Consider the following 23,865-nt stretch of genomic DNA (forward strand, 5'->3'; position numbering starts at 1 on the left):
TACTCAGCCGAAAATGTTCACGGGCTTCACGATGTCCGCATAGATCAGGAGGGCGCCCATGGCCATCAGCAGCGCTGCGACCACATACGTGGCTGGCAGCAGCTTGGCGATGTCGAACGCGCCCGGGTCCGGTTTACCCAGGAGCTTGGCCACCCGGCGTCGGGCCCCTTCGTAGAGCGCGCCTGCTACATGCCCGCCGTCGAGGGGCAGGAGGGGGATGAGATTGAAGATCGCCAGGGCAAAGTTGAGCCCGGCGAGCAACCCGATCAGGGTGCCGATGCGGGCTTGCATGGGTACCTGTTCCATGGCCGCTACTTCACCGGCAACCCGGCCTACACCCACCACGCTGATGGGTCCGTTCGGGTCGCGGGGCTCTTCGCTGAAGGCCGCTTTCGCCACACCAACCACCCTGGCCGGCAGGTTGAAGATCACACCGGATATCTGCTTGATGTTCTCTCCCGCCATGGGCAGAACGGCCGACGCCGGTTGGGGAACCAGTTCGCTTTGGGCCCCGATCCCAAGGAATCCGACTTCCTGATATTTCAGAACCCCGTTGGAGTCCTGCTCAGGCCGGCCGTCGGCACCGACCACAGGCCGCGAGGAGAGTACGGGCGTCACGGTAGTTTCCACCGTTGATCCGTTGCGCTCCACGGTGATGGGCACGTCTTTTCCGGCGGACGCACGGATCCAGCTGGTGAGTGCGTCCCAGCTGGTGACGGCCTTTCCGTCGAAGGAAGTAATCGTGTCATTCGGCTGGAGGCCCGCAGCCGCGGCGGGAGTCAGTTTGCAATCGGCCGAGTCGGGGTCCACGGTCTCCCCTGCGGCCACCTGGCATTTGGAGACGTCCGCGATGGTGGTGGTTGCTGTGGCCATGCCGAAGCCCATGAGCAGGACAGCCAGGAGTATCAACCCGATCAGCATGTTCATGGCAGGACCGCCGAGCATGACGATGATCTTTTTCCACACGGGAAGCTTGTAGAAGACGCGGTTTTCGTCCCCGGGTCCCACTTCCTCGTGCGCCATGGAGCGCGCCTCAGTGGCGAGCGTCTGGAACATGCCTGTGCTGGAGGGGCGGACAGCGCCGTCTTCCTTGTTCGGCGGGTACATGCCGATCATGGACACGTAGCCGCCCAACGGAAGCGCCTTGAAGCCGTACTCGGTCTCGCCCTTCTTCTTGGACCACAAGGTCGGTCCAAAACCAATCATGTACTTGGTGACGCGCACTTTGAACAACTTGGCAGGAACCAGGTGGCCCACCTCGTGAAGCGCAATGGAAACAGCTACGCCGATCGCGACGAAGACGACTCCGAGAATGAAGAGAAGGACGGGACTCATGCCGGTGGGACTGCTTCCATAAGGGTTGTGAGCTACAGGGCGCTGCTGGCTAAACGATCAAGGGTACGGGCGCGTGCCCACTTCTCAGCATCCAGCACGGACTCCACTGTTAGCTCAGAAGAGCCTGAATGTTCGCTGAGGACGGATTCAACGGTATCCACAATGTCCGTGAAGCGGATGCGACCGGCATGGAAGGCCTCTACGGCTTCCTCGTTGGCCGCGTTGAACACCGCGGGGAACGTACTGCCCTGCTTGGCCGCGTCCTTGGCGAGGTCCACTGCGGGGAAGGCCACGGTATCCAGCGGTTCGAACGTCCAACTGGTCGCCTGGGTCCAGTCGCATGCCTGGGCAGCATGGGGAACACGGTCCGGCCAGCCCAGCCCGAGCGCAATCGGCAGCCGCATGTCCGGGGGCGATGCCTGGGCAATGATGGATCCGTCCACGAACTGGACCATGGAGTGGACCACCGACTGTGGGTGGACCACCACATCGATCCTGTCCAAGGGAACGTCGAACAGCAGGTGGGCCTCTATGACTTCAAGGCCCTTGTTGACCAGGCTGGCTGAGTTTGTGGTGACCATGAGGCCCATGTCCCAGGTGGGGTGGGCGAGCGCCTCCTGCGGTGTGACGTCGTGAAGTTGTTCCCGTGTGCGGCCGCGGAAAGGGCCGCCTGACGCGGTCAGGATCAGCTTTTCAACTTCCCGGTCCGTGCCCGAACGGAGGCATTGGGCGATGGCGGAGTGCTCGGAGTCGACGGGCACTATCTGGCCGGGGCCGGCAGCGGCTTTGACCAGGGCACCGCCGACAATCAGCGATTCCTTGTTCGCAAGTGCCAGGGTGGCCCCCGTGCCGAGCGCGGCCAGGGTTGGCGCCAGTCCGATGGACCCGGTGATGCCGTTGAGGACCACGTCACACTCAATGGCTGCAATGACCGACGAAGCGTCAGGACCAACAAAAATCTCCGGAGCAAAGTCCCGCACACCAGCAATGGCGGCCTGGGCGTCGATCAGTCGCCGAAGCTCTCCTGGATCTCCCTGGGCAATGCCCACGGCTTGCGCCCTGGTGTGGACGGCCTGCTGCGAGATGAGTTCAAGGTTTCCTCCGCCGGCACTGAGTGCCACCACCTCGAAACGGTGCGGGGCGGCATCGACGACGTCAATTGCTTGTGTGCCGATGGAACCGGTGGACCCGAGGATGACGATCTTGCGCGGCTGCATTGCTTAAGTATCCCAGTCGCCACCGGGGGCCGCGAACGGAATCGGGCGTAAGTGGAAAAGCGGCACCGCTTGACCACCGCATTCCCCCGCGTACCGTGGAATCGTGGAGTGGATGTCCTGGTTTGATGCAAGGGACTACGAGTTCGCCCGGCAGGTCTTGCAGCGCGGCACAGCCGCGCTCTACGCAATTGCGTTCCTCTCGACGTTGAACCAGTTCCCGGCGCTCCTCGGCGAGCGCGGACTGTTGCCTGTCCCGGCTTTCATGGACATGGCCCGCAAGCTGGCCAGGCCCACACTGTTCCAATGGCGCTACTCCGACGCGCTGCTCAAGGCCGTGTGCTGGACGGGGATGGGCGTGTCGATTCTGCTGGTGGCGGGCCTCCCCCAAATGGGGCCTCCATGGCTGCCTATGCTCGCTTTCCTTGCTCTTTGGTTGCTTTACATGTCGATCGTTAACGTCGGCCAAACGTTCTATGGGTTTGGTTGGGAGATTCTTCTCCTTGAGGCCGGATTCACGGTGGCGTTTCTTGGCTCGGACCAGACTCCGCCGCCTACAACCATCCTCATTCTCATTCTGTGGTTGGTATTCCGGCTTGAATTCGGTGCTGGAATGATCAAGATCCGGGGCGGCCGCGAGTGGCGCGACCTGACGGCGATGTTCTATCACCATGAAACCCAGCCAATGCCTGGCCCGCTCAGCAGGCAGGCGCACCTTTTGCCGCGTCCGCTGCACAAGGTAGAGGTGGTGGGCAACCACTTCGCGCAGTTAGTGGTGCCGTTCTTCCTGTTCGCGCCTCAACCGCTGGCGAGTATCGCCGCGGGCATCATCATCGCGACGCAGCTGTGGTTGGTGGGTACCGGGAACTTTGCCTGGCTGAACTGGGTGGCGATCATCCTGGCTTTCGCTGCCGTCAGTGATCCCGTAGCCCATGCGGTTTTTCCGTTCATCCCGCTGGAGTGGCACCAAGGTGCCGCTACCCCGGTGTGGTGGTTTGCCGTCGTCGTGCTTGTCACTGTTCTGTTGCTGGTGTTCAGCTACCGGCCGCTCCTCAACCTGTTCTCCAGCCATCAGTTAATGAACGCCAGTTTCAATCGGTGGCGCTTGGTGAACGCCTACGGGGCTTTTGGGACGGTGACCAAGCAACGGATCGAGATCGTAGTGGAGGGCACCTTGGCTGAGGAGCCGGACGCACCGGACGAGCACTGGCTTGAGTACGGCTTCAAGGGCAAGCCCGGCGACGTGCGGAGACTCCCCCGGCAATGGGCGCCGTACCACCTGCGCTTGGATTGGCTGATGTGGTTCCTGCCGCTGCGGACCGTCCACGAGGACTGGTTTTATATGTTCCTGCACAGATTATTGGAGTCCGACAAGCCCACGCTTGGACTGCTGCGCCATGACCCGTTCGACGGCGAACGCCCCCACTGGGTGAGGGCGCGCAGCTACCTCTACCGTTTCGCCAGCCGCGCGGAGTTCCGCGAGACGGGCGAGCGTTGGGTTCGGGTGCTGCTCTATGACGCGATCCCGCCGCTCTCGCTTAGTCCTCGACGACGGCGGCTGCCCTAGCGTTCGACGCCGGCCTGACGTCCGTGAGGCTATCGCGGCGGGGCCGTGGACTCACGAACCACCAGGTGGGTAGCCAGTTCAACCCTGCGGGAATCGATATCTTCACCACGCATCTGCCGCAGGATAAAACTCAGGGCGGAGCGCCCCATCTCCTGCAGTGGCTGCGACACGGACGTCAACGGAGGTACTGACTCCTCCGCCTGGGGTGTTCCGTCAAAGCCCACCAAGCTCATGTCTTCAGGAATCCGCACGTTTTGCCGCCGTGCCTCGGCAAGGACTCCCAGAGCGATGCTGTCGCTGGCAGCAAATATGGCAGTAGGCGGATTTTCCAAGGCCAGCAGTGCCTTCATACCGCGGACTCCGTTTTCCGGTTTGAAGGGGCCGGCGGAAACGTACTCGTCGTCCACGGTTATTCCCGCGGCCATCAGTGCAGCCATGTAGCCGTGCAGCCGGGCCTGGCTGCACTCCGCCGCGGACGGGCCGCCAATGTAGGCGATTTTTCGGTGTCCCAGCTCCAGCAGGTGTGATGCGGCAGCCTTACCTCCAGCCCAGTTGCTCGCGCCCACACTGAAGACGTCGGCAGGCGGTGGATTAAGCGGATCAATGACCACGATGGGAATCTGCCTGCGGTTGAAGGCCTCCAGCTGGGCGGTGCCGAATGCCGAAGTCACCACGATCATGCCGGCACGGCCTTCGTCGACCATACGCTGGGCCCGCGCCTCGGGGCCCAGCGGAGAAGCAGCCTGCCGCCTGGTGATCGAAAGGATCACTTCCATGTCCGACACCGCAGCCTGGTCCATCAAGCCGTTGAGGATTTCCACGCCGTAGGCCGAATTCAAGGAGTCGAAAACAACTTCAACCGCCCGGTGCACCGGGGCACTCTTGCGCTGGAGCGGCGATTTGTAACCCGTGCGATGAAGAGCTGCCATGACTCGTGCACGAGTAGCTTCAGCCACGTCCTCGCGGCCGTTGACAACCTTGGACACTGTGGGCGCCGAGACACCCACTTCGGCGGCCACGGCTGCCAAGGTTAGCTTGCTCGGCCGGAGATCTCGTTCCACAATGCTCCTATTTTCGAAATATTTCGATGCCACCGAGTATGACTCGCATTCGCACGAATCTCAACTTCCTGTTGATAAATGAGCAGAAATTTTTACGGGAAATCGTCTTGACGGCCCGCTGGGAACCCTTTAGTTTGGACCGTGACCTAAATCATGGCCGCGAAATATTTCGATATTTTTCGGAGATAGGCACTTTTCGGAAGTGAGCACCGAAGCTTGCTCAGCAGTGCGACTACCCCTGGAGAAGCAATGAAGCAGTTCCAATCATCCCGGCGTTCCTTTCTGGCTCTCGCGGCCGTGACGCCCTTTGCAGTCATGGCAACCAGTGCCTGTGGGACCTCCGGGCCCGGAGGCACGACGGGTGGAGGAGCCAGCATGTGGTTCCTTTCAGGAGAACCGAACCAGACCACAATCCAGAAAGCCGTCGATGCTTTCGTATCGGCCAATCCGGACAACAAGATCGCCGTGACGTACTTCCAGAACGACGCGTTCAAGACGAAGATCAAGACAGCCATCGGCGCCGGCCAAGCCCCTACCATCGTCTACGGCTGGGGTGGCGGAACCCTGAAGACCTACGCCGAAGCCGAACAGGTAGAGGACTTGACCAGCTGGTTCGAGGCCAACCCGGAGCTCAAGAACAAGTTCTTCCCGGCGTCCTTCGGAGCGGCCACTGTCAACGGCAAGATCTACGCCCTCCCCAACCAGTACGTTGCTCCGATCGTCCTGTTCTACAACAAAGAACTGTTTGAGAAAGCCGGTGCTCAGCCGCCAAAGACCTGGGACGACGTCATGTCGTTGGTGAAGACTTTCAACGATATGGGCGTAGCTCCCTTCTCCCTGGGCGGACAGTCGCGTTGGACTTCCATGATGTGGCTGCAGTATCTCCTGGACCGCATCGGAGGCCCCGAGGTGTTTAAGGCCATTTTCGAAGGCAAACCTCAAGCCTGGATGGATCCGGCCGTGATCGAAACCGGCACCAAGGTCCAGGAACTTGTCTCCGCGGACGGTTTCATCAAGGGCTTCTCCTCCATCACGGCTGATTCAAAGGCTGATCAGGCCCTGTTGTTCACCGGCAAAGCGGCCATGATGCTCCACGGTTCCTGGACCTACGGCTCCATGAAAAAGGACGGACAGAATTTCGTCCAGGACGGGAAACTCGGCTTTGCCAACTTCCCAACCCTCCCGGGCGGCAAGGGCGATCCAAAGAACGGCGTCGGCAACCCCGCCCAGTACATGTCCATCTCGGCCAAAGCCACTGACGAGGAAAAGGAAACGGCGAAGAAGTTCTTCAAGGACGGGATCATGACTGATACCGTCATCGACGCATACATCAACTCCGGATCCGTTCCGATCGTCAATGGCATTGAAGACAAGCTCGCATCATCCGAGGACAAAGACTTCCTGAACTTCGTCTACGATCTCGGCAAGAACGCCCCCAACTTCCAGCAGTCCTGGGACCAGGCCCTCAGCCCGACCGCTGCCGAGGCATTGCTGAACAACATCGACCAGCTCTTCCTCAAGTCGATCACCCCGCAACAGTTCGCCGAGAACATGAATGCCACCCTGGGCAAATGAGCGCCGCCACCACACACAGGGCTGCCAGCGGTCTCCCAAAAAACGAGCTGACGTCGCAGCCAAAGTCCGCCTTGGCCTGGCTGACGCTACCCGCACTGTTATTCTTCGCTGTCTTCGCCGTCATACCCCTGATAGGGGTATTGATCCTCAGCTTCGCCAAATGGGACGGCATTGGCGCCATCGGCGCGGCAGGGATGGAAAATTGGACCTCGGTTCTGGCAGATCCCGATCTCTACAACTCCCTTGGCCTGACCTTCCTGATCATGATTGTCTCCTGGCTCGTCCAGACGCCCATCAGCCTGCTGCTGGGCGTGTTCACGGCAGGCACCCAACGCTATAGGGCGGCTTTGGCAGTCCTGTACTTCTTGCCGCTGCTGCTTTCCTCGGCGGCAGTTGCCATCGCCTACAAAGCGCTGTTGGACCCCAACTTCGGTTTAGCCATGGGGCTGGGACTCCCGTTTCTGGCCCAGGACTGGTTGGGAGTCCCACAATTGGCCCTTGGATTGATCATCTTTGTGATCGCATGGCAGTTCGTGCCTTTTCATACCCTCATTTACCAAGGTGGCGTCCGGCAAATCCCCAAGTCCCTCTACGAAGCGGCCCAGATTGATGGTGCAGGGACCATCAAGCAGTTCTTCCACATCACCCTCCCTCAGCTGAAATACACCATCATCACTTCGTCAACACTCATGGTGGTGGGGTCGTTGACCTACTTTGACCTCATCTTCGTTCTCACTGGCGGCGGCCCGGGCAACTCCACGCGCATCCTGGCGCTGGATATGTACCTTCGAGGCTTCCGGGCCAACCTCATGGGACCGGCCAGCGTCATCGCGGTCATCCTCGTCGTCATCGGACTTGCGCTTGCTTTGTTCCTCCAACGCCTCGGAGGCAAGGACAAACAAGGCAGCCAATTGGAAGGTATGTAAGGTGAGCACACTCCTGAAAGGCGTTCCGGTCACCGGGTCCCCTTCCCCGAACTCCCCGGTAAAGGCCAAGTTGAGCCCGGGCACACGCCTCAAACGTCTGAATATCCCCGGCGGTCTGGGCGGCTGGATCTGGCTGGCCATCATCATTATTCCGATCTACTACATCGTCATCACCAGCTTGAAGACCTCCGAGGGCTACTTCGGGCAGAATCCGATGGCCCTGCCCGCTTCACCGACGCTGGAAAACTACCAGCTTGTTCTTGAGGCCAACTTTTCGACCTACTTCATGAACAGCGTGATGGTCACCTTGGGCTCGGTCATCCCCACCGTTCTGATGTCCTTTATGGCCGCCTTCGCGATCGTCCGTGGGCGCGGCAGGTACTTGAAGTTCGTAAACGGTATCTTCCTTATGGGCCTGGCGATTCCGCTCCAAGCAACCATCATTCCCATTTACCTGATGATCATCCGGTTGAACCTGTACGACAGCCTCCTGGCCATCATGCTTCCGTCCATTGCGTTTGCCATACCTTTGACAGTCCTTATCCTGTCAAACTTCATCAGGGACGTTCCCAACGAGCTGTTCGAGTCCATGCGGCTGGATGGCTGCAGCGACTGGCAGACCATGTGGCGCTTGGCACTCCCCCTGACGCGGCCCGCGATAGTGACCGTGGCCATCTACAACGGCCTGCACGTCTGGAACGGGTTCCTCCTTCCACTGGTCCTCACCCAGAGCCCGGAACTGCGTGTCCTCCCCCTGGGTTTGTGGACCTTCCAAGGCGAATTCAGCGTCAACATCCCCGCCGTCCTGGCTTCCGTCGTCCTGAGCACCCTGCCCATCCTGGTGATCTACGTCCTGGGACGCCGACAGTTGGTCAGCGGCCTGACCGCAGGCTTCAGCAAGTAGAAAGGATTTCCCATGACAAACCCTCAACCCTTGCGAGTCGGCATGGTGGGCTATGCCTTCATGGGCGCCGCCCACTCCCATGCGTGGAGGACCGCGCCCCGCTTCTTTGACCTCCCACTCGCTCCGGAACTGACCGCGGTGGCGGGCCGGAACACGGAAGGTGTACGGGCAGCGGCCAGCAAATACGGCTGGGCCTCCACCGAGACAGATTGGCGCCGCCTCATAGAGCGCGATGACATCGACCTCATCGACATCTGCACTCCCGGCAATACCCACGCAGAGATAGCTATTGCAGCGCTCGAAGCCGGCAAGCATGTCCTCTGCGAAAAGCCTTTGGCCAACTCAGTGGAGGAAGCCGAAAAGATGACGCTGGTGGCCCAGGCAGCGGCCGAACGCGGGGTGTTCTCAATGTGCGGCTTCAGTTACCGACGCACGCCTGCCCTGGCGCTGGCCAAGCGAATGGTGGACGACGGTCGCTTGGGCGAGATCCGCCACGTTCGCGCCCAGTACCTTCAGGACTGGCTCAGCGACGCCGATGCGCCGCTGACCTGGCGACTGGACAAGGCCAAGTCCGGGTCCGGATCCCTGGGTGACATCGGTGCGCACAGCATCGACGCCGCGCAATGGATCACCGGACTCAACATCACCGGAGTCTCGGCGCTGTTGGAGACTTTTGTGAAGGAGCGCCCGGTAGGCGGCGACTTTGTGGGCCTTGGCGGTCATGGTGGCGCGGGCGGACCTCGCGGTCCGGTGACCGTGGACGACGCTGCCCTGTTCACCGCCCGTTTCGAGCGCAAGCACGACGACGGCGCTGACGCCGGCCCACGCGGCAGCGGCACTTCCGGTCCCATCGGCATCTTCGAAGCCACCCGTTTTGCCTTGGGCCGCAAGAACGCCATGCGCCTGGAACTCAACGGCACCAAGGGGTCACTTTCCTTCGACTTCGAGGATATGAACTCCCTGCAGTTCTACGATGCCGCGTTGGAACCCGACGCAGGCTTCCGAAAAATCATGGTTACCGAACCGTCCCACCCCTACACCGCCAACTGGTGGCCCACAGGGCATGGACTCGGCTATGAGCACGGCTTCACGCATCAGGTGGTGGACCTCGTGACTGCCATCAGCGCAGGCGAGCAGCCCTCGCCGTCGTTCGCTGACGCCTTACAGGTGCAAAAGGTGCTGGCCGCCGTCGAGACAAGCGCAGGCAACGCAAGCCGCTGGCAGAACCTGTGAAAGGCAACACCATGAACCGACCCATCACCCTGTTTACTGGTCAGTGGGCCGACCTTCCGTTCGAGGAAGTGGCACGGCTGGCTGGAGAGTGGGGTTTCGACGGATTGGAGATCGCCTGCTGGGGCGATCACCTCGATCCCGAACGCATTGTGGCAGACGACAACTACCTGCAGGGCAAGCTGGACATCCTGGAAAAGCACAAGCTGACCGTCCATGCAATCGCCAACCACCTCACCGGTCAGGCGGTCTGCGACGACCCTATTGACGAACGCCATCGGGACATCCTCAGCCCCTCAGTCTGGGGCGATGGTGAGCCGGAGGGCATTCGCCAGCGGGCTGCGGAGGCCATGAAGACCACGGCACGAGCTGCCGCGAGGCTGGGAGTAAAGACGGTCACAGGATTCACAGGCTCGTCGATTTGGAAGTGCGTGGCCATGTTCCCACCCGCCTCGGATGCCATGATCGAGCGTGGTTACCAGGACTTTGCCGACCGGTGGAATCCCATCCTGGATGTCTTTGACGAAGTGGGCGTCCGATTCGCGTTGGAAGTCCATCCCTCTGAAATCGCCTACGACTACTGGACGGCCAAACGAACATTGGACGCGGTAGGACATCGGGAGAACTTTGGCCTCAATTTCGATCCGTCCCATTTCATCTGGCAGGACCTGGACCCGGTGATGTTCCTCCAGGACTTTGCGGACAAGATCTTCCATGTCCATGTAAAGGAGTCCGTCAGGCAACTCAACGGACGGAACGGACGGCTGGGTTCGCATCTCCCATGGGCTGATCCACGCCGGGGGTGGGACTTCGTCACAGCCGGCCACGGGGACGTGAACTGGGAGCCAATCTTCCGCACCCTCAACGCCATTGGCTACGAAGGACCAACCAGCATCGAGTGGGAGGACGCCGGCATGGACCGACTCATAGGAGCTCCGCAAGCGCTGCGCATGGTCCGGGAACTGGCCGCCATACGCCCACCGGCCGCCGCTTTTGACTCTGCCTTTGCAACGCGCTGATCCCAACACCTTTACGCACTCAAACACGCCCCAAACGAAGGAAACCATGACAAGCAACAACAAGACAGCGCTGGTGGTTCGCGGCGGCTGGGATGGACACCAACCGGTGGAAGCCACAGAGCTGTTCATTCCGTACCTGAAGGACAACGGCTACGACGTCCGCGTGGAGGAATCCCCCAAGATCTACGCCGACCCCGAATATATGGCAACCGTGGACCTGATCGTGCAATGCATGACCATGACCACCATTGAGAAGGATGAGTTCGAGGGCCTGCGCGCTGCGGTCGAGAACGGCACCGGACTGGCCGGCTGGCACGGCGGGATCGCCGATTCCTACCGCAACAACTCCGACTACCTGCACCTGATCGGCGGCCAGTTCGCCTGCCACCCCGGCAAACATGCTGACGAGCGGATCGGCGAGCAGTCAGACAACTACGTCCCCTACACCGTCAACATGCTGCCCGCTGCGTCCGAACACCCGATCACGCGGGGCATCGGCGACTTCGACCTCGTCACGGAACAGTACTGGGTCCTGTCAGACGACTACATCGACGTCTTGGCTACCACCACCCAGAAAGTCCGCGAGTGGGACCCGTGGAACCGCGAAGTCACCTCACCAGCCATCTGGACCCGTCAGTGGGGCAAAGGCAAGATCTTTGTCTGCACCCCTGGGCACCGCGTGGAAATTCTCCAGGACAGCAACGTCCGCACCATCATCGAAAGGGGCATGCTGTGGGCATCCCGATAAACGAGGCCAAGCCGCTGAACACCAATACACCGCTGAACGTGGGAGTCATCGGCTGTGGTGCCATCATCGCCCAGTACCTGGCCAACTTCCGCCGGCTGGATTCCATTAACCTCGTGGCGGTTGCGGACCTTGATCCTGCCCGGGCACAGACCGTCGCGGACTCATACGACGGCGTCCGGGCACTGACCGTGGACGACCTCCTGGCCGCGGACGACGTTGACCTCGTCCTTAATCTGACCATTCCCGCAGCGCATGCCGACATCGCGCTCAGGGCCATCGCGGCCGGCAAGTCCGTCTACGGTGAAAAGCCGTTGGCTGCCACCACCGCGGAGGCCCGGGAAGTACTCGACGCCGCGGCAGCGGCCGGCGTTGTGGTTGGTTGCGCACCAGACACTGTGCTCGGTACCGGCATCCAGACGGCCCGGAAGGCGATCGACGACGGCCTGATCGGCTCACCCGTTTCCGCTACTGCCACCATGGCAACGCCAGGTCATGAGCGCTGGCACCCGAACCCCGACTTCTACTACCAGCCCGGCGGTGGACCCTTGCTGGACATGGGTCCCTACTACGTCTCGGCCCTTGTCACGCTGCTGGGACCCGTGGTGTCCGTGGTGGGCGCTGCCAGTCACACCCGCAGCGAGCGCACCATTGGGTCGGGTCCCAGGGAAGGCCAAAAAGTCCCGGTGGATATCGACTCGCACGTCACCGGAGTCCTGGTGCATGGGTCCGGAGCTCTATCCACACTGTTCATGAGCTTCGACGCCGTCAAAACGAAGAGCCCCAACATCGAGATCCACGGTGAAACTGGTTCGCTGATCGTCCCGGACCCCAATTATTTTGACGGCGATGTGCAGTTGTTCGCACTGGGCGCCGAGGATTGGGAGACGCTCCCCGTCTCTGCCGGCTACGTGGATTCAGGGCGCGGTTTTGGAATCGCCGACCTCGCAACGACGCCGGCCGGACACGAACCCCGCGCCGGCGGCCAACTCGCTTTCCATGCCTTGGAAGTCATGGAATCGGTGCTGGAATCGGCCAAGAGCGGGCAGTCGGTCGCGATCAAGAGCACTGCTTCCCGACCCGCCGTTGTTGAACTGACGGAACTGGTGGATCTTACGACGCCGGTGCGCGCCTAGCGCTCTGGCCGCCCGCCGAGTTGCCAGTTAACACCCATGTTTTCGCCGAACATGGGTGTTAACTGTCATTTCACGGGGTGTCCGGCGCGGCGAAGTGTCGCTTCGGCGTGCTTGAGAATGGGTCCGTCGATCATCTTGCCCTTGAACTGGAACACTCCCGTGCCCGCAGATGCTGCCGCTTCCAGGAGCTCGGTGGCCTGGGCTATGACCTCGGGAGTGGGAGCGTAAGCCTCACGGACCACTGCTACCTGGTTCGGATGGATGCAGGCCTTCGCACCGAAACCACTGGAAGTGGCGTCGCGCGACTCAGCCAACAGGCCTTCGAGATCCGGAATGTTCACATACACCGAGTCGATGGCTTCCTTGCCCGCGGCTTTGGCGGCGAGCAGTACAGCGGACCGGGAGTGCAGGGCAACAGCCCGGTAGCCGCCGTCGTCGTTCCTGCTGGAGAGGCCACCCAGTGACGCCAACAAATCCTCGGCACCCCACATCAGCCCCACGACGTTCGGTTCGGCGGCGATAGCGGAGGCGTTGACGATACCCGCCGCAGTCTCGCATAGCGCGATGACCTGATAGCCCTCCAAAGACCTGAGCTGCTCCGCAGTCTCCGCCTTGGCCAGCATCACCGTGCGGTAGGGCGTTCTTGCCAGAGCCTCAAGGTCGAGGTCGAACTCGGGCGTCCCCACTGGATTGACGCGCACAATGGTGCGGCTTGGCTCCAGGCCACCCGTACCCGCCTGTTTCAAAATCGCTTCGCGGGCCCCCGGTTTGTCCGCAGGAGCCACGGCATCTTCCAGGTCCAGGATGACGGCATCGGATCGATCAGCGGCCTTGCCGAAACGCTCCGGACGGTCCGCAGGGCAGAACAAGAGGGCCGGGCCCATGGTGAACGGAGTCGCGTTGGAAGAAAGCATGGAGGTCCTTGCTGCTGGTGTCCTACAGAGTTTGGAAATGGTGGGCTAGGACTGCGCGGCGTGCGCTTCCTTGGTCCACATCAGGCAGGTCCGGGTTGCCAAGGCCACCACTGCACCGTCCTGATTGCGGCCGGTGTGCTGCATGGTCACCACGCCCTGCCCCGGGCGGGACGACGACAACCGTTTTCCCGTGATCACCGTTTCCGTGTACAGCGTATCGCCGTGATACAGCGGGTGAGGGAAGGTGACATCCGTCAAACCCAACTGCGCGATGATTGTCCCCTGCGTCAGCTGGGTCACGGACTGCCCCACCATGGTGGACAGGGTGAACATGGAGTTCATCAGGCGCTGCCCGAACGGCTGCCCGGAGCTCCAGGCCGCGTCCAGATGCAGCGCCTGCGTGTTCATGGTCATGGTGGTGAAAAGGACATTGTCAGCCTCGGTGACAGTGCGGCCGGGTTTGTGGGCGTAAATCACGCCCTCTTCAAGTTCATCGAAGTACAACCCGCGTTGCTCAACCACCCGCGTCATACTGTGAGCTCCTGGTCTTCCTCGAACAGCTCGGCGCCGGTAGCAGCCAGAACGTCCTCAAGGGTGACGTTGGGTGCCAACTCACGGAGGACAAGGCGCGGGTCACCTTCGTCCTTCACGACGTCGATAACAGCCAAATCCGTGATGATCCGGTCCACGCAGCCTTTACCTGTGAGGGGGAGCGTGCAGTCCTGGACGATTTTCGGCCGGCCGCTGCGGTCTACATGTTCCATCATGACAATGACTTTCTTGGCGCCGAACACCAGGTCCATCGCACCGCCCATGCCCTTGACCATCTTGCCGGGAATCATCCAGTTGGCCAGGTCTCCGTTCGCGGCCACTTCCATGGCACCCAGGACGGCAACGTCCACGTGCCCGCCGCGGATCATGCCGAAGGACGACGCCGAGTCGAAGAACGCCGCCCCCGCATTCGTGGTGACCGTTTCCTTGCCCGCGTTGATGAGGTCCGGATCCACCCTGTCCTCAGCGGGGTAGGGACCAACGCCAAGGATCCCGTTCTCGGAGTGGAGAATGACCTCCACACCATCGGGAATGTAGTTGGGGATCAGCGTGGGCATCCCGATTCCCAGGTTCACGTATTGCCCGTTGGTGAGTTCCCTGGCAACGCGGGCGGCCAGTTCGTTGCGGGTCCAGCCTTTGGCCTCGTGATGTTCGACGTCGGCGCGACGGTACTCGTGCCGGACGGCTTCCGGGCGGGGCGGGATGTCGTGGTAGGTATTGTCGGTCATCGATCCGCTCCTGCCGTCAGCGCTACCGTCCGCTTTTCTATCCGCTTCTCGTTTGACGTTGCCACCACTACCCTTTGGACGAAGATCCCCGGGGTGTGGATGTGCTCCGGGTCAAGCTCGCCAGGTTCCACCAACTCCTCCACTTCGGCAATGGTGGTCCTGGCCGCCATGGCACAGAGGGGGTTGAAGTTCATCGCTGTCGCGTGGAAGACCAGGTTGCCGTGCCGGTCTCCCTTCCAGGCGTGGACAAGGCCGAAGTCCGGGGTCAGGGACTCTTCCAGCACATAGTCCGCGTCATTGAAGGTGCGCACCTCCTTCGGTGAAGAGGCCAGCGCAACGTTCCCGTCGGCGTCGTACTTTTGCGGGAGGCCGCCCTCGGACACCTGGGTTCCCACACCTGCTTTGGTGTAGAAGGCCGGAATGCCGGCACCACCGGCGCGAAGCTTCTCAGCCAAGGTGCCCTGTGGAGTAAGGACTACTTCCAGCTCCCCCGCCAGATACTGCCGGGCAAATTCCTTGTTCTCGCCCACGTAGGAGCTGATGGTTCGACGGATACGTCCGTCCTTGAGGAGAATGCCAAGGCCCCAGTCGTCCACGCCGCAGTTGTTGCTGACCGTTTCAAGATCCGTAGTGCCCTGCTGGTGGACTGCATCGATCAGGGAAACGGGGATACCGCATAAACCGAAACCTCCGACGGCCAGCGAGGCACCGTCCGGGATGTCCTTCACCGCTTCCGCGGCGCTGGCAACAACCTTGTCAATCATCCTTGATCCTTCCCGTACGGTTACAGACCCAGCTCGCGGGCGATGAGCATCAATTGAACCTCGGTGGTGCCCTCCCCGATTTCAAGGATCTTGGAGTCGCGGTAATGCCGTGCCACCGTGAATTCGTTGATGAAGCCATAGCCGCCGAACACCTGGGTGGCGTCCCGCGCGTTGTCCATGGCTGCCTCGCCTGCGACCATCTTAGCGATGGCCGCTTCGGTCTTGAACGGCTTGCCTGCCAGCATCCTGGAGGCGGCGTCGTAATAGGCAAGGCGGGCAGTGTGGGCCCTTGCCTGCATCCGGGCGATCTTGAACTGGATGGCCTGGTACTTGCCGATGTTCTGCCCGAACGCGCTGCGTTCTTTCGCGTACTTCACGGACAAGTCCACGCAACCCTGGGCTGCGCCGGTGGCCAGTGCGGCGATGGCTATGCGGCCCTCATCAAGGATGGAAAGGAAGTTGGCATAACCCCGGCCGCGCTCGCCCAGGAGGTTCGCTTCAGGCACCCGGACATTGTCCAAGGTGAGCGGGTGAGTGTCGGAAGCGTTCCATCCCACCTTGTTGTACGGCTTTTCCGCCCTGAAACCGGGCGTTTCAGTCGGTACCAGGATGGTGGAGATCTCCTTCTTGGTACTGCCGTCAGCGTTCTCTTTATGTCCCGTAACCGCCGTGACGGTGACCAGCGTGGTGATATCCGTGCCGGAGTTGGTGATGAACTCTTTGTTGCCGTTGATGACCCATACGCCGTTTTCCAGATGGGCGTTGGTCTTGGTGCCGCCGGCATCCGAACCGGCTTCGCGCTCGGTCAGGCCGAAGCCGGCCAAGGAACGTCCGGACGCCAGCTGGGGCAGCCACTCCTGCTTCTGTTCCTCCGTGCCGAAGCGGTACACCGGCATGGCCCCGAGCGACACACCGGCTTCAAGGGTGATGGCCACAGACTGGTCAACGCGGCCCAGCTGCTCCAATGCCAGCGCCAGGGCAAAATAGTCTCCACCCATCCCGCCGAACTCTTCCGGGAAGGGGAGGCCGAACAAACCCATCTCCCCCATCTGCTTCACAACCTCGTAGGGGAAGCTGTGCTCTTCGTCGTGCTTGGCGGAAACCGGTGCCACAACTTCGTCGGCGAATTCGCGGACGGAGTCGCTAAGGTCCTGGTATTCCTCATTGAGTTCAAACGTGCTCATCGCTGGACTTCCTCGTCTGTGCTGGTCTTGTCTACGTGAATGGTGGCGAGCACCTGGTCCGCTTTGACCAGGTCGCCGGGTTTGCTGGTGAGGTGGACGGTCCCCGCAACGGACGCCACCAGTTGGTGCTCCATCTTCATCGCTTCCACGGCAAGGAGCACCTGGCCTTCCTCGACCAAGTCACCGTCGACCACGGACACGGAAACCACCGTCCCGGGCATCGGCGAGCGCACCTCCGGGTCCGCCGCCCCGTCTTCACGCTCGATGCCGGCGAGCATCCGCCGCAGCCGCTCTGCACGATTCAGTACCTCGAGCCTGCAGGACCAGCCATCGTTGCCGACGTAGATTTCCTGGGCATCACCCTGGGTCATGCCCACCGCGAAGGTGACCAGGTCGCCGTCGAGCTCCACCGCGATGCTGGTAGCGGTCCGATCCACCGCATTGATGCTGGAGGGATTCCCGCCGTCGATGCTTGCCGTGAGGGTACTGTCCTCTTCGGTGATGGACACCGCAACGACTCCACCGCCCGGAACACCAAAGGTGACTGTCCACGCGCCGCGGCCGCCGACGCGCCAGGAGTCGGCACTCTTCCACGCGTCGCCAGCCAGCACCGCACCGGTCCGTTCCAGCCAGAGGGTGAGCGCTGCGGCGATCAGTTCAGCGGGACCAACGTGCCTGAATTCCAGGGACGGCAGCTTGCGCTCGATCAGTCCCGTATCGAGCTGCCCGGCGCGGACCTCGGGATCATTGATCAACAACCGCAGATATTCAACGTTCGTGTCGACACCCAGCAGTGTGTAACGGCCGAGCGCAGCGTCAAGGGTATCCAGCGCCGCTGCCCTGTCCTCGCCCCATGCAATGACCTTGGCGAGCATGGGATCGTAGTCCCCTGTGATCTCCAGCCCGTCCCGCATGGCGGAATCAATCCGCACGTTCGCATGCGCCTGTCGGTGCCCGGACACGGTCGCATCCGCTGCGCCCTGCTCTGCGAGCTCCACGATGCGCCCCATCGACGGCATGAAATTCCGCTCGGGCACCTCGGCGTAAACGCGCGCCTCAACGGCATGGCCGTTAAGTACGACGTCGGACTGCGCGACGGTGAGCACCTCACCTGCGGCGATCCTCACCTGCCATTCGACGAGGTCGATGCCCGTGACCATCTCCGTGACAGGATGCTCTACCTGCAGCCGGGTGTTCATCTCCATGAAGAAGAACTCATCGGGGTGGTCGTCGGAGACCAGGAATTCGACGGTTCCCGCGCCGCTGTAGTTGACCGAACGTGCCGCGTTGCAGGCGGCCTCGCCGATGCGGGCCCGCTCCCCTGCGCCGTCGGGCAGTGATTCGAAGAGGGCGGACGGGGCTTCTTCGATGACCTTCTGGTGGCGCCGTTGGAGTGAGCACTCGCGCTCGCCGAGGTGGATGACGTTGCCGTGGTTGTCTGCCAGGACCTGGACCTCGATGTGCCGGGGCGCGCGAATGAGCCGCTCAAGGAAGAGAGTGTCGTCGCCGAAGGCGGACGCTGCCACGCGTCTTGCCGTGACGAGCGTGGAGGCCATGTCCTCGGGCCGTTCCACGATGTGCATGCCTTTGCCGCCTCCACCAGCGGACGGCTTGATCAGCAAGGGGAAACCGACCCCCGGCGCCGCCTCGATCAACTCCTGATCGGTGAGTCCTGGTTGTGCGATGCCCGGTACGCAGGGAACGTCGTAGGCCATCACGTGGTTCTTGGACCGGATCTTGTCGCCCATGACTTCAATGGCACCAACTCCCGGCCCGATGAACGTGATGCCGGCGGCGTCCAGCGCCTTGGCGAACTCCACGTTCTCGGACAAGAAGCCGTATCCCGGGTGGACTGCCTCCGCCCCGCTTCGACGGCACGCGTCGATGACGGCATCGATCTTCAAGTAGCTTTCCGAGGGCGCCGTGCCACCGATGGCGACAGCGGTATCGGCGAGGGCTACGTGCTTGGCATCTTTGTCCACGTCCGAGTACACGGCAACGGAGCGGATGCCCATCTCCTTCAGGGTCCTGATGACGCGGCAGGCGATCTCCCCGCGATTGGCAACAAGGACGGCGCTGAAGGTACGGGCTTGGACCGCCGCGCTGGGTGGGGCTGTGGTTGTTGTTGGGAGGCTCATGGTCACATCCTGAAGAGACCGAAGGAGGTCTCGGGCAGTTGTTGGCGTGAGACGACGTCCAAGGCCATTCCCAGGACGCGCCGTGTGTCAGCAGGATCGATAATGCCGTCGTCCCACAGTCTTGCGGTGGAGTAATAGGGGCTTCCTTGGTCCTCATACTGTTGCTTGATGGGAGCTTTGAAGGCTTCTTCGTCCTCCGCGGACCATTCCTGGCCCGCCGCCTCATATTGATCCCTCTTGACGGTGGCCAGGACGCTGGAGGCCTGGTTTCCACCCATTACCGAGATGCGGGCCGCGGGCCACATCCACAGGAACCGCGGCGAGTAAGCCCGACCGCACATCGAATAATTGCCTGCCCCGAAGGAACCACCGATGACAACCGTCAGCTTGGGCACACGGGCAGTAGCCACTGCTGTGACCATTTTGGCGCCGTTCTTGGCGATGCCGCCTTGCTCGTAGTCCTTGCCCACCATGAAGCCGGAGAGGTTCTGCAGGAAGATCAGCGGTATGCCGCGCTGATCGCAGAGTTCAATGAAGTGTGCGCCCTTCAGGGAAGATTCGCTGAAGAGGACGCCGTTGTTGGCCACGATGCCCACGGGATGGCCGTGCAGGTGCGCGAATCCTGTCACCAGGGTGGTGCCGTAGTTCTTCTTGAACTCGTGGAATTCGGATCCATCAACCAGCCTTGCGATGACTTCCCTGACGTCGTATTGGGCGTTGACGTCCGTGGGAACCACACCGTAGATCTCTGAAGGATCGACGACGGGCGGCAGGACGACGTCGGACACGTCCCAGGCCGGCTGCGCCGGCTTCGGCAACGTCGCCACGATGTCCCGAACGATCTCCAAGGCATGTTGGTCATTCTCGGCCAGGTGGTCCGTGACCCCGGAAATCCTTGAATGGACGTCGCCGCCGCCAAGTTCCTCTGCTGTGACGATCTCACCAATCGCTGCCTTTACCAGGGGCGGACCGCCCAGGAAGATGGTGCCCTGGTTCCGGACTATGACGGTCTCATCACTCATGGCGGGTACATAGGCACCGCCGGCCGTGCACGACCCCATGACGGAGGCGATCTGCGGGATCTTGGCGGCGGACATTTTGGCTTGGTTATAGAAGATCCGGCCAAAGTGCTCCTTGTCCGGGAAGACCTCATCCTGCTTGGGCAGGAAAGCTCCCCCGGAATCCACGAGGTAGATGCACGGAAGCTTGTTTTCCAAGGCGATCTCTTGGGCCCGGAGGTGTTTCTTCACGGTCATGGGATAGTAAGTGCCGCCCTTGACCGTGGCGTCATTGGAGATCACCAGGACGTGCCGGCCATGGACGAGGCCGATGCCGGCGATCACTCCGGCTCCGGGAGAATCGTCGTTGTACATGCCATTCGCAGCCAAGGGTGCGATCTCAAGGAAGGGGCTGCCGTCATCGAGCAAGTGGTCAATGCGTTCCCGCGGCAGCAGTTTCCCGCGGGCGATGTGCCGTTCCCGGGACTTGGCAGGGCCGCCAAGGGCCGCCGTCGCCAGGCGCTCCCTCAGTTCCTCCACCAAGGCCAGTTGCGCTTGCTGGTTGGTCTCAAAGGTGCCACTGGCGGCTCCCGTCAGACTGGCAATTGTCTCCATTGACCCCTGTTCCATTCCCGGCCGCAGGCCATTTCGGTTAGTGCCACGTAACTGAAATTTAGGTTAGTCTTTATTAACTGTGATGTCCAGCACAGGCGGCCCAGCAAGCGCTGGGCCGGACTGGCGCAAGGAGGAAGATGTGACCGCAGGTCAGGAAGCAAGCATCAACGGCACCCGCGCCGCCGCCACGCAACGCGGCCAGGCGAAGGAGCTCCGCAGATTGGCCTTGTTGTCCGCTGCTGCCGGACTGTTTGCGGAGAACGGTTTTACCCGCGTGTCGCTCGAGGACCTCGGAGCAGCCGCAGGCGTCAGTGGCCCCGCCGTTTACCGGCATTTTCCCGGCAAGCAAGCGGTCCTCGGAGAGTTACTACTCAGCGTCAGCCGTGACTTGCTGGACGGTGGATTGCGGGTGGTGTCGGAGTCCGAAGATCCCCGGACCGCGCTGAAGGGACTCATCCAGTTCCAGGTCGATTTCGCCCTCAGCAATCCTGACGTCATCCGTGTCCAGGACCGGGACTTCGGAAGTCTCAGCGACGCCGACCAGGCAGAAGTCAGATCCCTCCAGCGCAGTTACGTCGAAACGTGGGTAGACGTCTTGGCCCGCATTCACACGGACGCAGACGTCCCCGGCCTCCGTGTCCGTGCACACGCAGCCTTTGGTTTGATCAACTCCACACCCCACTCGGTGCGCCACCACGGCAGGAAGATCGCAGTGAAGTCCGCCAGGCCCATCCTGGAGCAGATGGCCTTGGCGGCTCTCACTTCAGCGTGATCGACACGCCTCGTTGGCGGATTCTCGCACGGTGCGGGGCGCCCTGTTCACTCGAGCGATCCCTTGATGAGCGTGACGAGATCATCACCATGCGTCAGTTGCGGATGGTGCCCGGCACCCGGCACCGAGATCAGCTGAACATTCGGATGTGACTTGAGCTGCTCAACCACACCCGGGGCCAGGGGGTCATCGCTTCCAGTGACGATGCGGACCGTGCCGGTGAATCGCCCCAGCGCTTCCCGGAGGTCGGTGCGCCACGGCTTCGATCCCGCAAGGGCGAGGTGCTCGGATACCGTCTTGGCGCTGCTTCGCTTGAGGTCACCGAGACTGGACTCCAGAGCAGCCGCGCTCCCTCCTGATCCGGTCAGTTGGTGTGACAGCCGCGCCGGGTTGACGTGTCGCAAGTAGGCGGACACGAGCGGCCGCAGTCTGGCCGGGCCACCCATCGGGACCTGGAGAAAGAACGGTGCTATCAGCGTGAGGGACTTGACCTGCCCCGGGAGCCGGTCAGCCGCGACTACCGCCGCAGCCGCACCGATCGAGTGGCCAATGAGGTCAGCAGGTTCCCCACCCAACACAGCAGGCAGCCACTTTTCCCAGTCCTGAACGCCTGTTCCACCACTGAGGCCGAGTCCGGGCAGGTCTACAACCCGGGCGCCGATGCCCGACGCCACTTCGGCCCACGTATCTGCGTTGACCGGTAAGCCGGGAAAGACCACCCTGCTGGACCTGGCTACGCCGAGCTCAAATGTCCTTAGACCGCCAACGTCGGCGAATCGGCGACCGTCAGCCGTGACGGCGCCAAACCGATGCGCAGCCAGGTGGTCGGCCCACCGCTCCAGCGACACCAGCACATCCGGCATCGGGATCCCATGCCTGGCGGCGAACTCGATGGCTGAATCTGTCGGATAGCGGTCAGCGGACATGAACGTCAGCGTCTCGGGATCTGCCTTGGTGATCCGCTGCGGGAGCCGCTTGATGACACCGATCGGCATTCTTACCCGCGGGACCTTGACGCCGAGATGACGGCCAACGTGCGTGAGCAGATCTGCAAGCGGCGGGGTGGCGTCGTCGAGAATCCAATAGGCCTTGCCGTCAGCAACCGGATCGACCGCCGCTGCAGTCATGAAGGCCGCCAGATAGTCGACCGTGACGACCGGGAGGAATGTCTCTTGGTTTCCAGGCAGTGCGGCCATGGTGCCGTCCCAGATCTGCCCAATAGTGGTGGCCAGCCCGATGAGTTGATCGGACTCACCGGTCACGCTGTCCCCGATCACACTGGCCGGATTGACGATGGTCCAGGGGATTCCCCGCTCTAGCGTCCGGGCTTGAAAGATGGCGTCGGATTCAACCTTTGAGGCTTCATAGGCGCCAAGTTCCTCGTAGACGGCGGTGCGATGGTCCTCTGACCATGGAACGGTCGCAGGGTCCTGCCCGCCGACGCGGTAGCCTGAGACGTGGACGACACGCCCCAGATTGGGGAGTTCTCCGGCAAAGTCAATGAGCTTCTCGACGATGCCGACGTTCGCATTGCGTGCCTCCTGCGCGGTCATTCCGAATCGATACAACCCGGCGCAGTTATGGATCTCGGTGATGAACGGGAATGCCGAGGGGCCGCCCTCGATGATCTCTGGAGCATCGAAGTCGACGATCGTCGTGCTGATGCTCCCCACCAAACCATGCTCCCTGGCCCATCCCTCGACCCGCGCTCCGGACTCTGGGGTACGAACTGCCGCCGTGACGTTAGCGCCAGCTTCAGCAAGGGACAGCACGAGGTGCCGGCCAACCATTCCCGAAGCCCCGAAGACCAGGGCGTGGCGGGAGTCTTCGTGCGGTGTCATCGCGTCCCGCCAACGGTCTTGCATCGCTGGTTGATGAGCGCCGCCACGACGTCAGCGGCCGAAAACAGGGGTTGTGTGCTTTGCATGGCGCGAGAGACGATCACCGCCCCCTCGATCGTCGATACAACAACGGTTGCTAAGGACCGGGCCTCCCCGGTGTCAAGACCGCCGGCTTCGAGGAGCGCGGACGTCGGAGCTATCCACGACTCGAAGGCAGCGGCACACGCCTGCCTCAGCCGCTCGCTTTCCGCGCCCATCTCCAGGGTGACGACGGAGACCGGGCAACCAAGCCGGAAGTTGCTCTCACTGACGATGGCGGCTAAGACCTCAATCGCGGTGCGGGCAGCCTCAGCCGCACTCCCCGCGGAAACTGCGGCCTCTGCAATGAGTGCTTCGAACTGCTTCGCGGCGAGCTCGACCGCTGCGACGCCCAGACCCTCCTTTCCATCGGGGAAGTGGAAGTAGACCGATCCCTTCGGTGCTCCGGCGTGTTCGATCACAGCATTCAGCCCCGTGCCGCTGTAGCCACTGGTCTGGATGAGCTGGAGCATGGACTCCGTGAGCCGTGCTTTTGTCAGGTTCCCTTTTATTGCCATAAACAAATAATAGACCGGTCTATATATTTTGCAAACCGCTGACTGCCCTGC

General features: G+C 61.9%; 21 protein-coding genes. 9 read left to right on the forward strand and 12 right to left on the reverse strand.

Going from position 1 to position 23,865, the window contains the following annotated elements; translation table 11 throughout:
* Positions 1-3 precede the first annotated feature (3 nt).
* Together ACZ881_RS18585 and dxr are read right to left on the reverse strand one after the other, a co-directional pair.
* Positions 4-1,335, reverse strand: coding sequence for a M50 family metallopeptidase (locus tag ACZ881_RS18585; RefSeq protein ID WP_476117556.1), 1,332 nt, complete (start codon positions 1,333-1,335; stop codon positions 4-6).
* Between the two features lie 32 nt (positions 1,336-1,367).
* Positions 1,368-2,552 (reverse strand): 1-deoxy-D-xylulose-5-phosphate reductoisomerase, encoded by a 1,185-nt coding sequence (dxr, locus tag ACZ881_RS18590; protein ID WP_454810175.1) that lies wholly within the window; start codon positions 2,550-2,552, stop codon positions 1,368-1,370.
* Between the two features lie 103 nt (positions 2,553-2,655).
* Between dxr and ACZ881_RS18595 the strand changes: the two genes are divergently transcribed.
* Complete coding sequence (locus ACZ881_RS18595) at positions 2,656-4,116, forward strand: lipase maturation factor family protein (protein WP_476117557.1); 1,461 nt, start codon at positions 2,656-2,658, stop codon at positions 4,114-4,116.
* A 29-nt stretch (positions 4,117-4,145) separates the two neighbouring features.
* On the opposite strand, the gene ACZ881_RS18600 is transcribed toward ACZ881_RS18595, so the two are convergent.
* Positions 4,146-5,177 (reverse strand): LacI family DNA-binding transcriptional regulator, encoded by a 1,032-nt coding sequence (locus tag ACZ881_RS18600; RefSeq protein WP_017199444.1) that lies wholly within the window; start codon positions 5,175-5,177, stop codon positions 4,146-4,148.
* A 249-nt stretch (positions 5,178-5,426) separates the two neighbouring features.
* On the opposite strand from ACZ881_RS18600, the gene ACZ881_RS18605 reads away from it, so the two are divergent.
* Genes ACZ881_RS18605 through ACZ881_RS18635 form a run of 7 tightly spaced genes read left to right on the forward strand, consistent with a single transcriptional unit; the run spans position 5,427 to position 12,712 of the window.
* Positions 5,427-6,752 carry an extracellular solute-binding protein gene (locus tag ACZ881_RS18605; RefSeq protein ID WP_017199443.1) on the forward strand — a complete coding sequence of 442 codons (1,326 nt, stop codon included), beginning with the start codon at positions 5,427-5,429 and terminating at the stop codon, positions 6,750-6,752.
* Positions 6,749-7,678 (forward strand): carbohydrate ABC transporter permease, encoded by a 930-nt coding sequence (locus tag ACZ881_RS18610; protein WP_017199442.1) that lies wholly within the window; start codon positions 6,749-6,751, stop codon positions 7,676-7,678. The genes ACZ881_RS18605 and ACZ881_RS18610 overlap by 4 nt, the downstream gene beginning before the upstream one ends.
* A 1-nt stretch (position 7,679) precedes the next feature.
* The gene (locus tag ACZ881_RS18615) at positions 7,680-8,582 is read left to right on the forward strand and encodes a carbohydrate ABC transporter permease (RefSeq protein WP_476117558.1); all 903 of its coding nucleotides are present in this window, start codon (positions 7,680-7,682) and stop codon (positions 8,580-8,582) included.
* Positions 8,583-8,594: 12 nt separating this feature from the next.
* Positions 8,595-9,815 carry a Gfo/Idh/MocA family protein gene (locus tag ACZ881_RS18620; protein WP_017199441.1) on the forward strand — a complete coding sequence of 407 codons (1,221 nt, stop codon included), beginning with the start codon at positions 8,595-8,597 and terminating at the stop codon, positions 9,813-9,815.
* 11 nt (positions 9,816-9,826) lie between these two features.
* The gene (locus ACZ881_RS18625) at positions 9,827-10,831 is read left to right on the forward strand and encodes a sugar phosphate isomerase/epimerase family protein (RefSeq protein ID WP_476117559.1); all 1,005 of its coding nucleotides are present in this window, start codon (positions 9,827-9,829) and stop codon (positions 10,829-10,831) included.
* Positions 10,832-10,877: 46 nt separating this feature from the next.
* Positions 10,878-11,579 carry a ThuA domain-containing protein gene (locus ACZ881_RS18630; RefSeq protein WP_476117560.1) on the forward strand — a complete coding sequence of 234 codons (702 nt, stop codon included), beginning with the start codon at positions 10,878-10,880 and terminating at the stop codon, positions 11,577-11,579.
* On the forward strand, positions 11,564-12,712 hold the full coding sequence (locus tag ACZ881_RS18635; RefSeq protein ID WP_476117561.1) for a Gfo/Idh/MocA family protein: 1,149 nt from the start codon (positions 11,564-11,566) through the stop codon (positions 12,710-12,712). The genes ACZ881_RS18630 and ACZ881_RS18635 overlap by 16 nt, the downstream gene beginning before the upstream one ends.
* A gap of 65 nt (positions 12,713-12,777) precedes the next feature.
* On the opposite strand, the gene ACZ881_RS18640 is transcribed toward ACZ881_RS18635, so the two are convergent.
* The 7 genes from ACZ881_RS18640 to ACZ881_RS18670 are packed head-to-tail and all read right to left on the reverse strand — an operon-like array spanning position 12,778 to position 20,605.
* Positions 12,778-13,626: an HpcH/HpaI aldolase/citrate lyase family protein gene (locus tag ACZ881_RS18640; protein WP_476117562.1), complete on the reverse strand. Its 849-nt coding sequence runs from the start codon at positions 13,624-13,626 to the stop codon at positions 12,778-12,780.
* Between the two features lie 45 nt (positions 13,627-13,671).
* Complete coding sequence (locus ACZ881_RS18645; RefSeq protein WP_476117563.1) at positions 13,672-14,157, reverse strand: MaoC family dehydratase; 486 nt, start codon at positions 14,155-14,157, stop codon at positions 13,672-13,674.
* On the reverse strand, positions 14,154-14,906 hold the full coding sequence (locus tag ACZ881_RS18650; protein WP_364305595.1) for a CoA transferase subunit B: 753 nt from the start codon (positions 14,904-14,906) through the stop codon (positions 14,154-14,156). Before ACZ881_RS18650 ends, ACZ881_RS18645 begins: the two co-directional genes overlap by 4 nt.
* A complete protein-coding gene (locus ACZ881_RS18655; protein ID WP_178996401.1) occupies positions 14,903-15,670 on the reverse strand; it encodes a CoA transferase subunit A in 768 nt (255 codons plus the stop codon). The genes ACZ881_RS18650 and ACZ881_RS18655 overlap by 4 nt, the downstream gene beginning before the upstream one ends.
* Before the next feature lie 20 nt (positions 15,671-15,690).
* Positions 15,691-16,854, reverse strand: coding sequence for an acyl-CoA dehydrogenase family protein (locus ACZ881_RS18660; protein WP_476117564.1), 1,164 nt, complete (start codon positions 16,852-16,854; stop codon positions 15,691-15,693).
* Entirely contained in the window at positions 16,851-18,992 is a 2,142-nt protein-coding gene (locus ACZ881_RS18665) for an acetyl/propionyl/methylcrotonyl-CoA carboxylase subunit alpha (protein WP_476117565.1), read from the reverse strand. Before ACZ881_RS18665 ends, ACZ881_RS18660 begins: the two co-directional genes overlap by 4 nt.
* Before the next feature lie 2 nt (positions 18,993-18,994).
* Entirely contained in the window at positions 18,995-20,605 is a 1,611-nt protein-coding gene (locus ACZ881_RS18670; protein WP_091466391.1) for a carboxyl transferase domain-containing protein, read from the reverse strand.
* 139 nt (positions 20,606-20,744) lie between these two features.
* Here ACZ881_RS18670 and ACZ881_RS18675 point away from each other — a divergent pair, with 139 nt between their 5' ends.
* A complete protein-coding gene (locus ACZ881_RS18675; RefSeq protein WP_091467621.1) occupies positions 20,745-21,377 on the forward strand; it encodes an SACE_7040 family transcriptional regulator in 633 nt (210 codons plus the stop codon).
* Positions 21,378-21,424: 47 nt separating this feature from the next.
* Here the strand turns inward: ACZ881_RS18675 and ACZ881_RS18680 are convergent, their stop codons facing one another.
* Positions 21,425-23,218, reverse strand: a complete 1,794-nt coding sequence (locus tag ACZ881_RS18680) for an alpha/beta fold hydrolase (RefSeq protein ID WP_476117566.1) — start codon at positions 23,216-23,218, stop codon at positions 21,425-21,427.
* Positions 23,215-23,814, reverse strand: a complete 600-nt coding sequence (locus ACZ881_RS18685; protein WP_476117567.1) for a TetR/AcrR family transcriptional regulator — start codon at positions 23,812-23,814, stop codon at positions 23,215-23,217. Before ACZ881_RS18685 ends, ACZ881_RS18680 begins: the two co-directional genes overlap by 4 nt.
* Positions 23,815-23,865: the final 51 nt, after the last annotated feature.

The sequence above is a fragment of the Paenarthrobacter sp. TE3676 genome (assembly GCF_056279165.1).

Excerpts from the sequence above, each read along its gene's own strand:
- ACZ881_RS18625 (WP_476117559.1), top strand. The coding sequence starts at position 9,827 with ATGAACCGACCCATCACCCTGTTTACTGGTCAGTGGGCCGACCTTCCG.
- ACZ881_RS18630 (WP_476117560.1), top strand. The coding sequence starts at position 10,878 with ATGACAAGCAACAACAAGACAGCGCTGGTGGTTCGCGGCGGCTGGGAT.
- ACZ881_RS18685 (WP_476117567.1), bottom strand. The coding sequence starts at position 23,814 with ATGGCAATAAAAGGGAACCTGACAAAAGCACGGCTCACGGAGTCCATG.
- ACZ881_RS18645 (WP_476117563.1), bottom strand. The coding sequence starts at position 14,157 with ATGACGCGGGTGGTTGAGCAACGCGGGTTGTACTTCGATGAACTTGAA.
- ACZ881_RS18640 (WP_476117562.1), bottom strand. The coding sequence starts at position 13,626 with ATGCTTTCTTCCAACGCGACTCCGTTCACCATGGGCCCGGCCCTCTTG.
- ACZ881_RS18620 (WP_017199441.1), top strand. The coding sequence starts at position 8,595 with ATGACAAACCCTCAACCCTTGCGAGTCGGCATGGTGGGCTATGCCTTC.
- ACZ881_RS18680 (WP_476117566.1), bottom strand. The coding sequence starts at position 23,218 with ATGACACCGCACGAAGACTCCCGCCACGCCCTGGTCTTCGGGGCTTCG.
- ACZ881_RS18610 (WP_017199442.1), top strand. The coding sequence starts at position 6,749 with ATGAGCGCCGCCACCACACACAGGGCTGCCAGCGGTCTCCCAAAAAAC.
- ACZ881_RS18605 (WP_017199443.1), top strand. The coding sequence starts at position 5,427 with ATGAAGCAGTTCCAATCATCCCGGCGTTCCTTTCTGGCTCTCGCGGCC.
- ACZ881_RS18585 (WP_476117556.1), bottom strand. The coding sequence starts at position 1,335 with ATGAGTCCCGTCCTTCTCTTCATTCTCGGAGTCGTCTTCGTCGCGATC.
- ACZ881_RS18670 (WP_091466391.1), bottom strand. The coding sequence starts at position 20,605 with ATGGAGACAATTGCCAGTCTGACGGGAGCCGCCAGTGGCACCTTTGAG.
- ACZ881_RS18665 (WP_476117565.1), bottom strand. The coding sequence starts at position 18,992 with ATGAGCCTCCCAACAACAACCACAGCCCCACCCAGCGCGGCGGTCCAA.
- ACZ881_RS18655 (WP_178996401.1), bottom strand. The coding sequence starts at position 15,670 with ATGATTGACAAGGTTGTTGCCAGCGCCGCGGAAGCGGTGAAGGACATC.
- ACZ881_RS18650 (WP_364305595.1), bottom strand. The coding sequence starts at position 14,906 with ATGACCGACAATACCTACCACGACATCCCGCCCCGCCCGGAAGCCGTC.
- dxr (WP_454810175.1), bottom strand. The coding sequence starts at position 2,552 with ATGCAGCCGCGCAAGATCGTCATCCTCGGGTCCACCGGTTCCATCGGC.
- ACZ881_RS18660 (WP_476117564.1), bottom strand. The coding sequence starts at position 16,854 with ATGAGCACGTTTGAACTCAATGAGGAATACCAGGACCTTAGCGACTCC.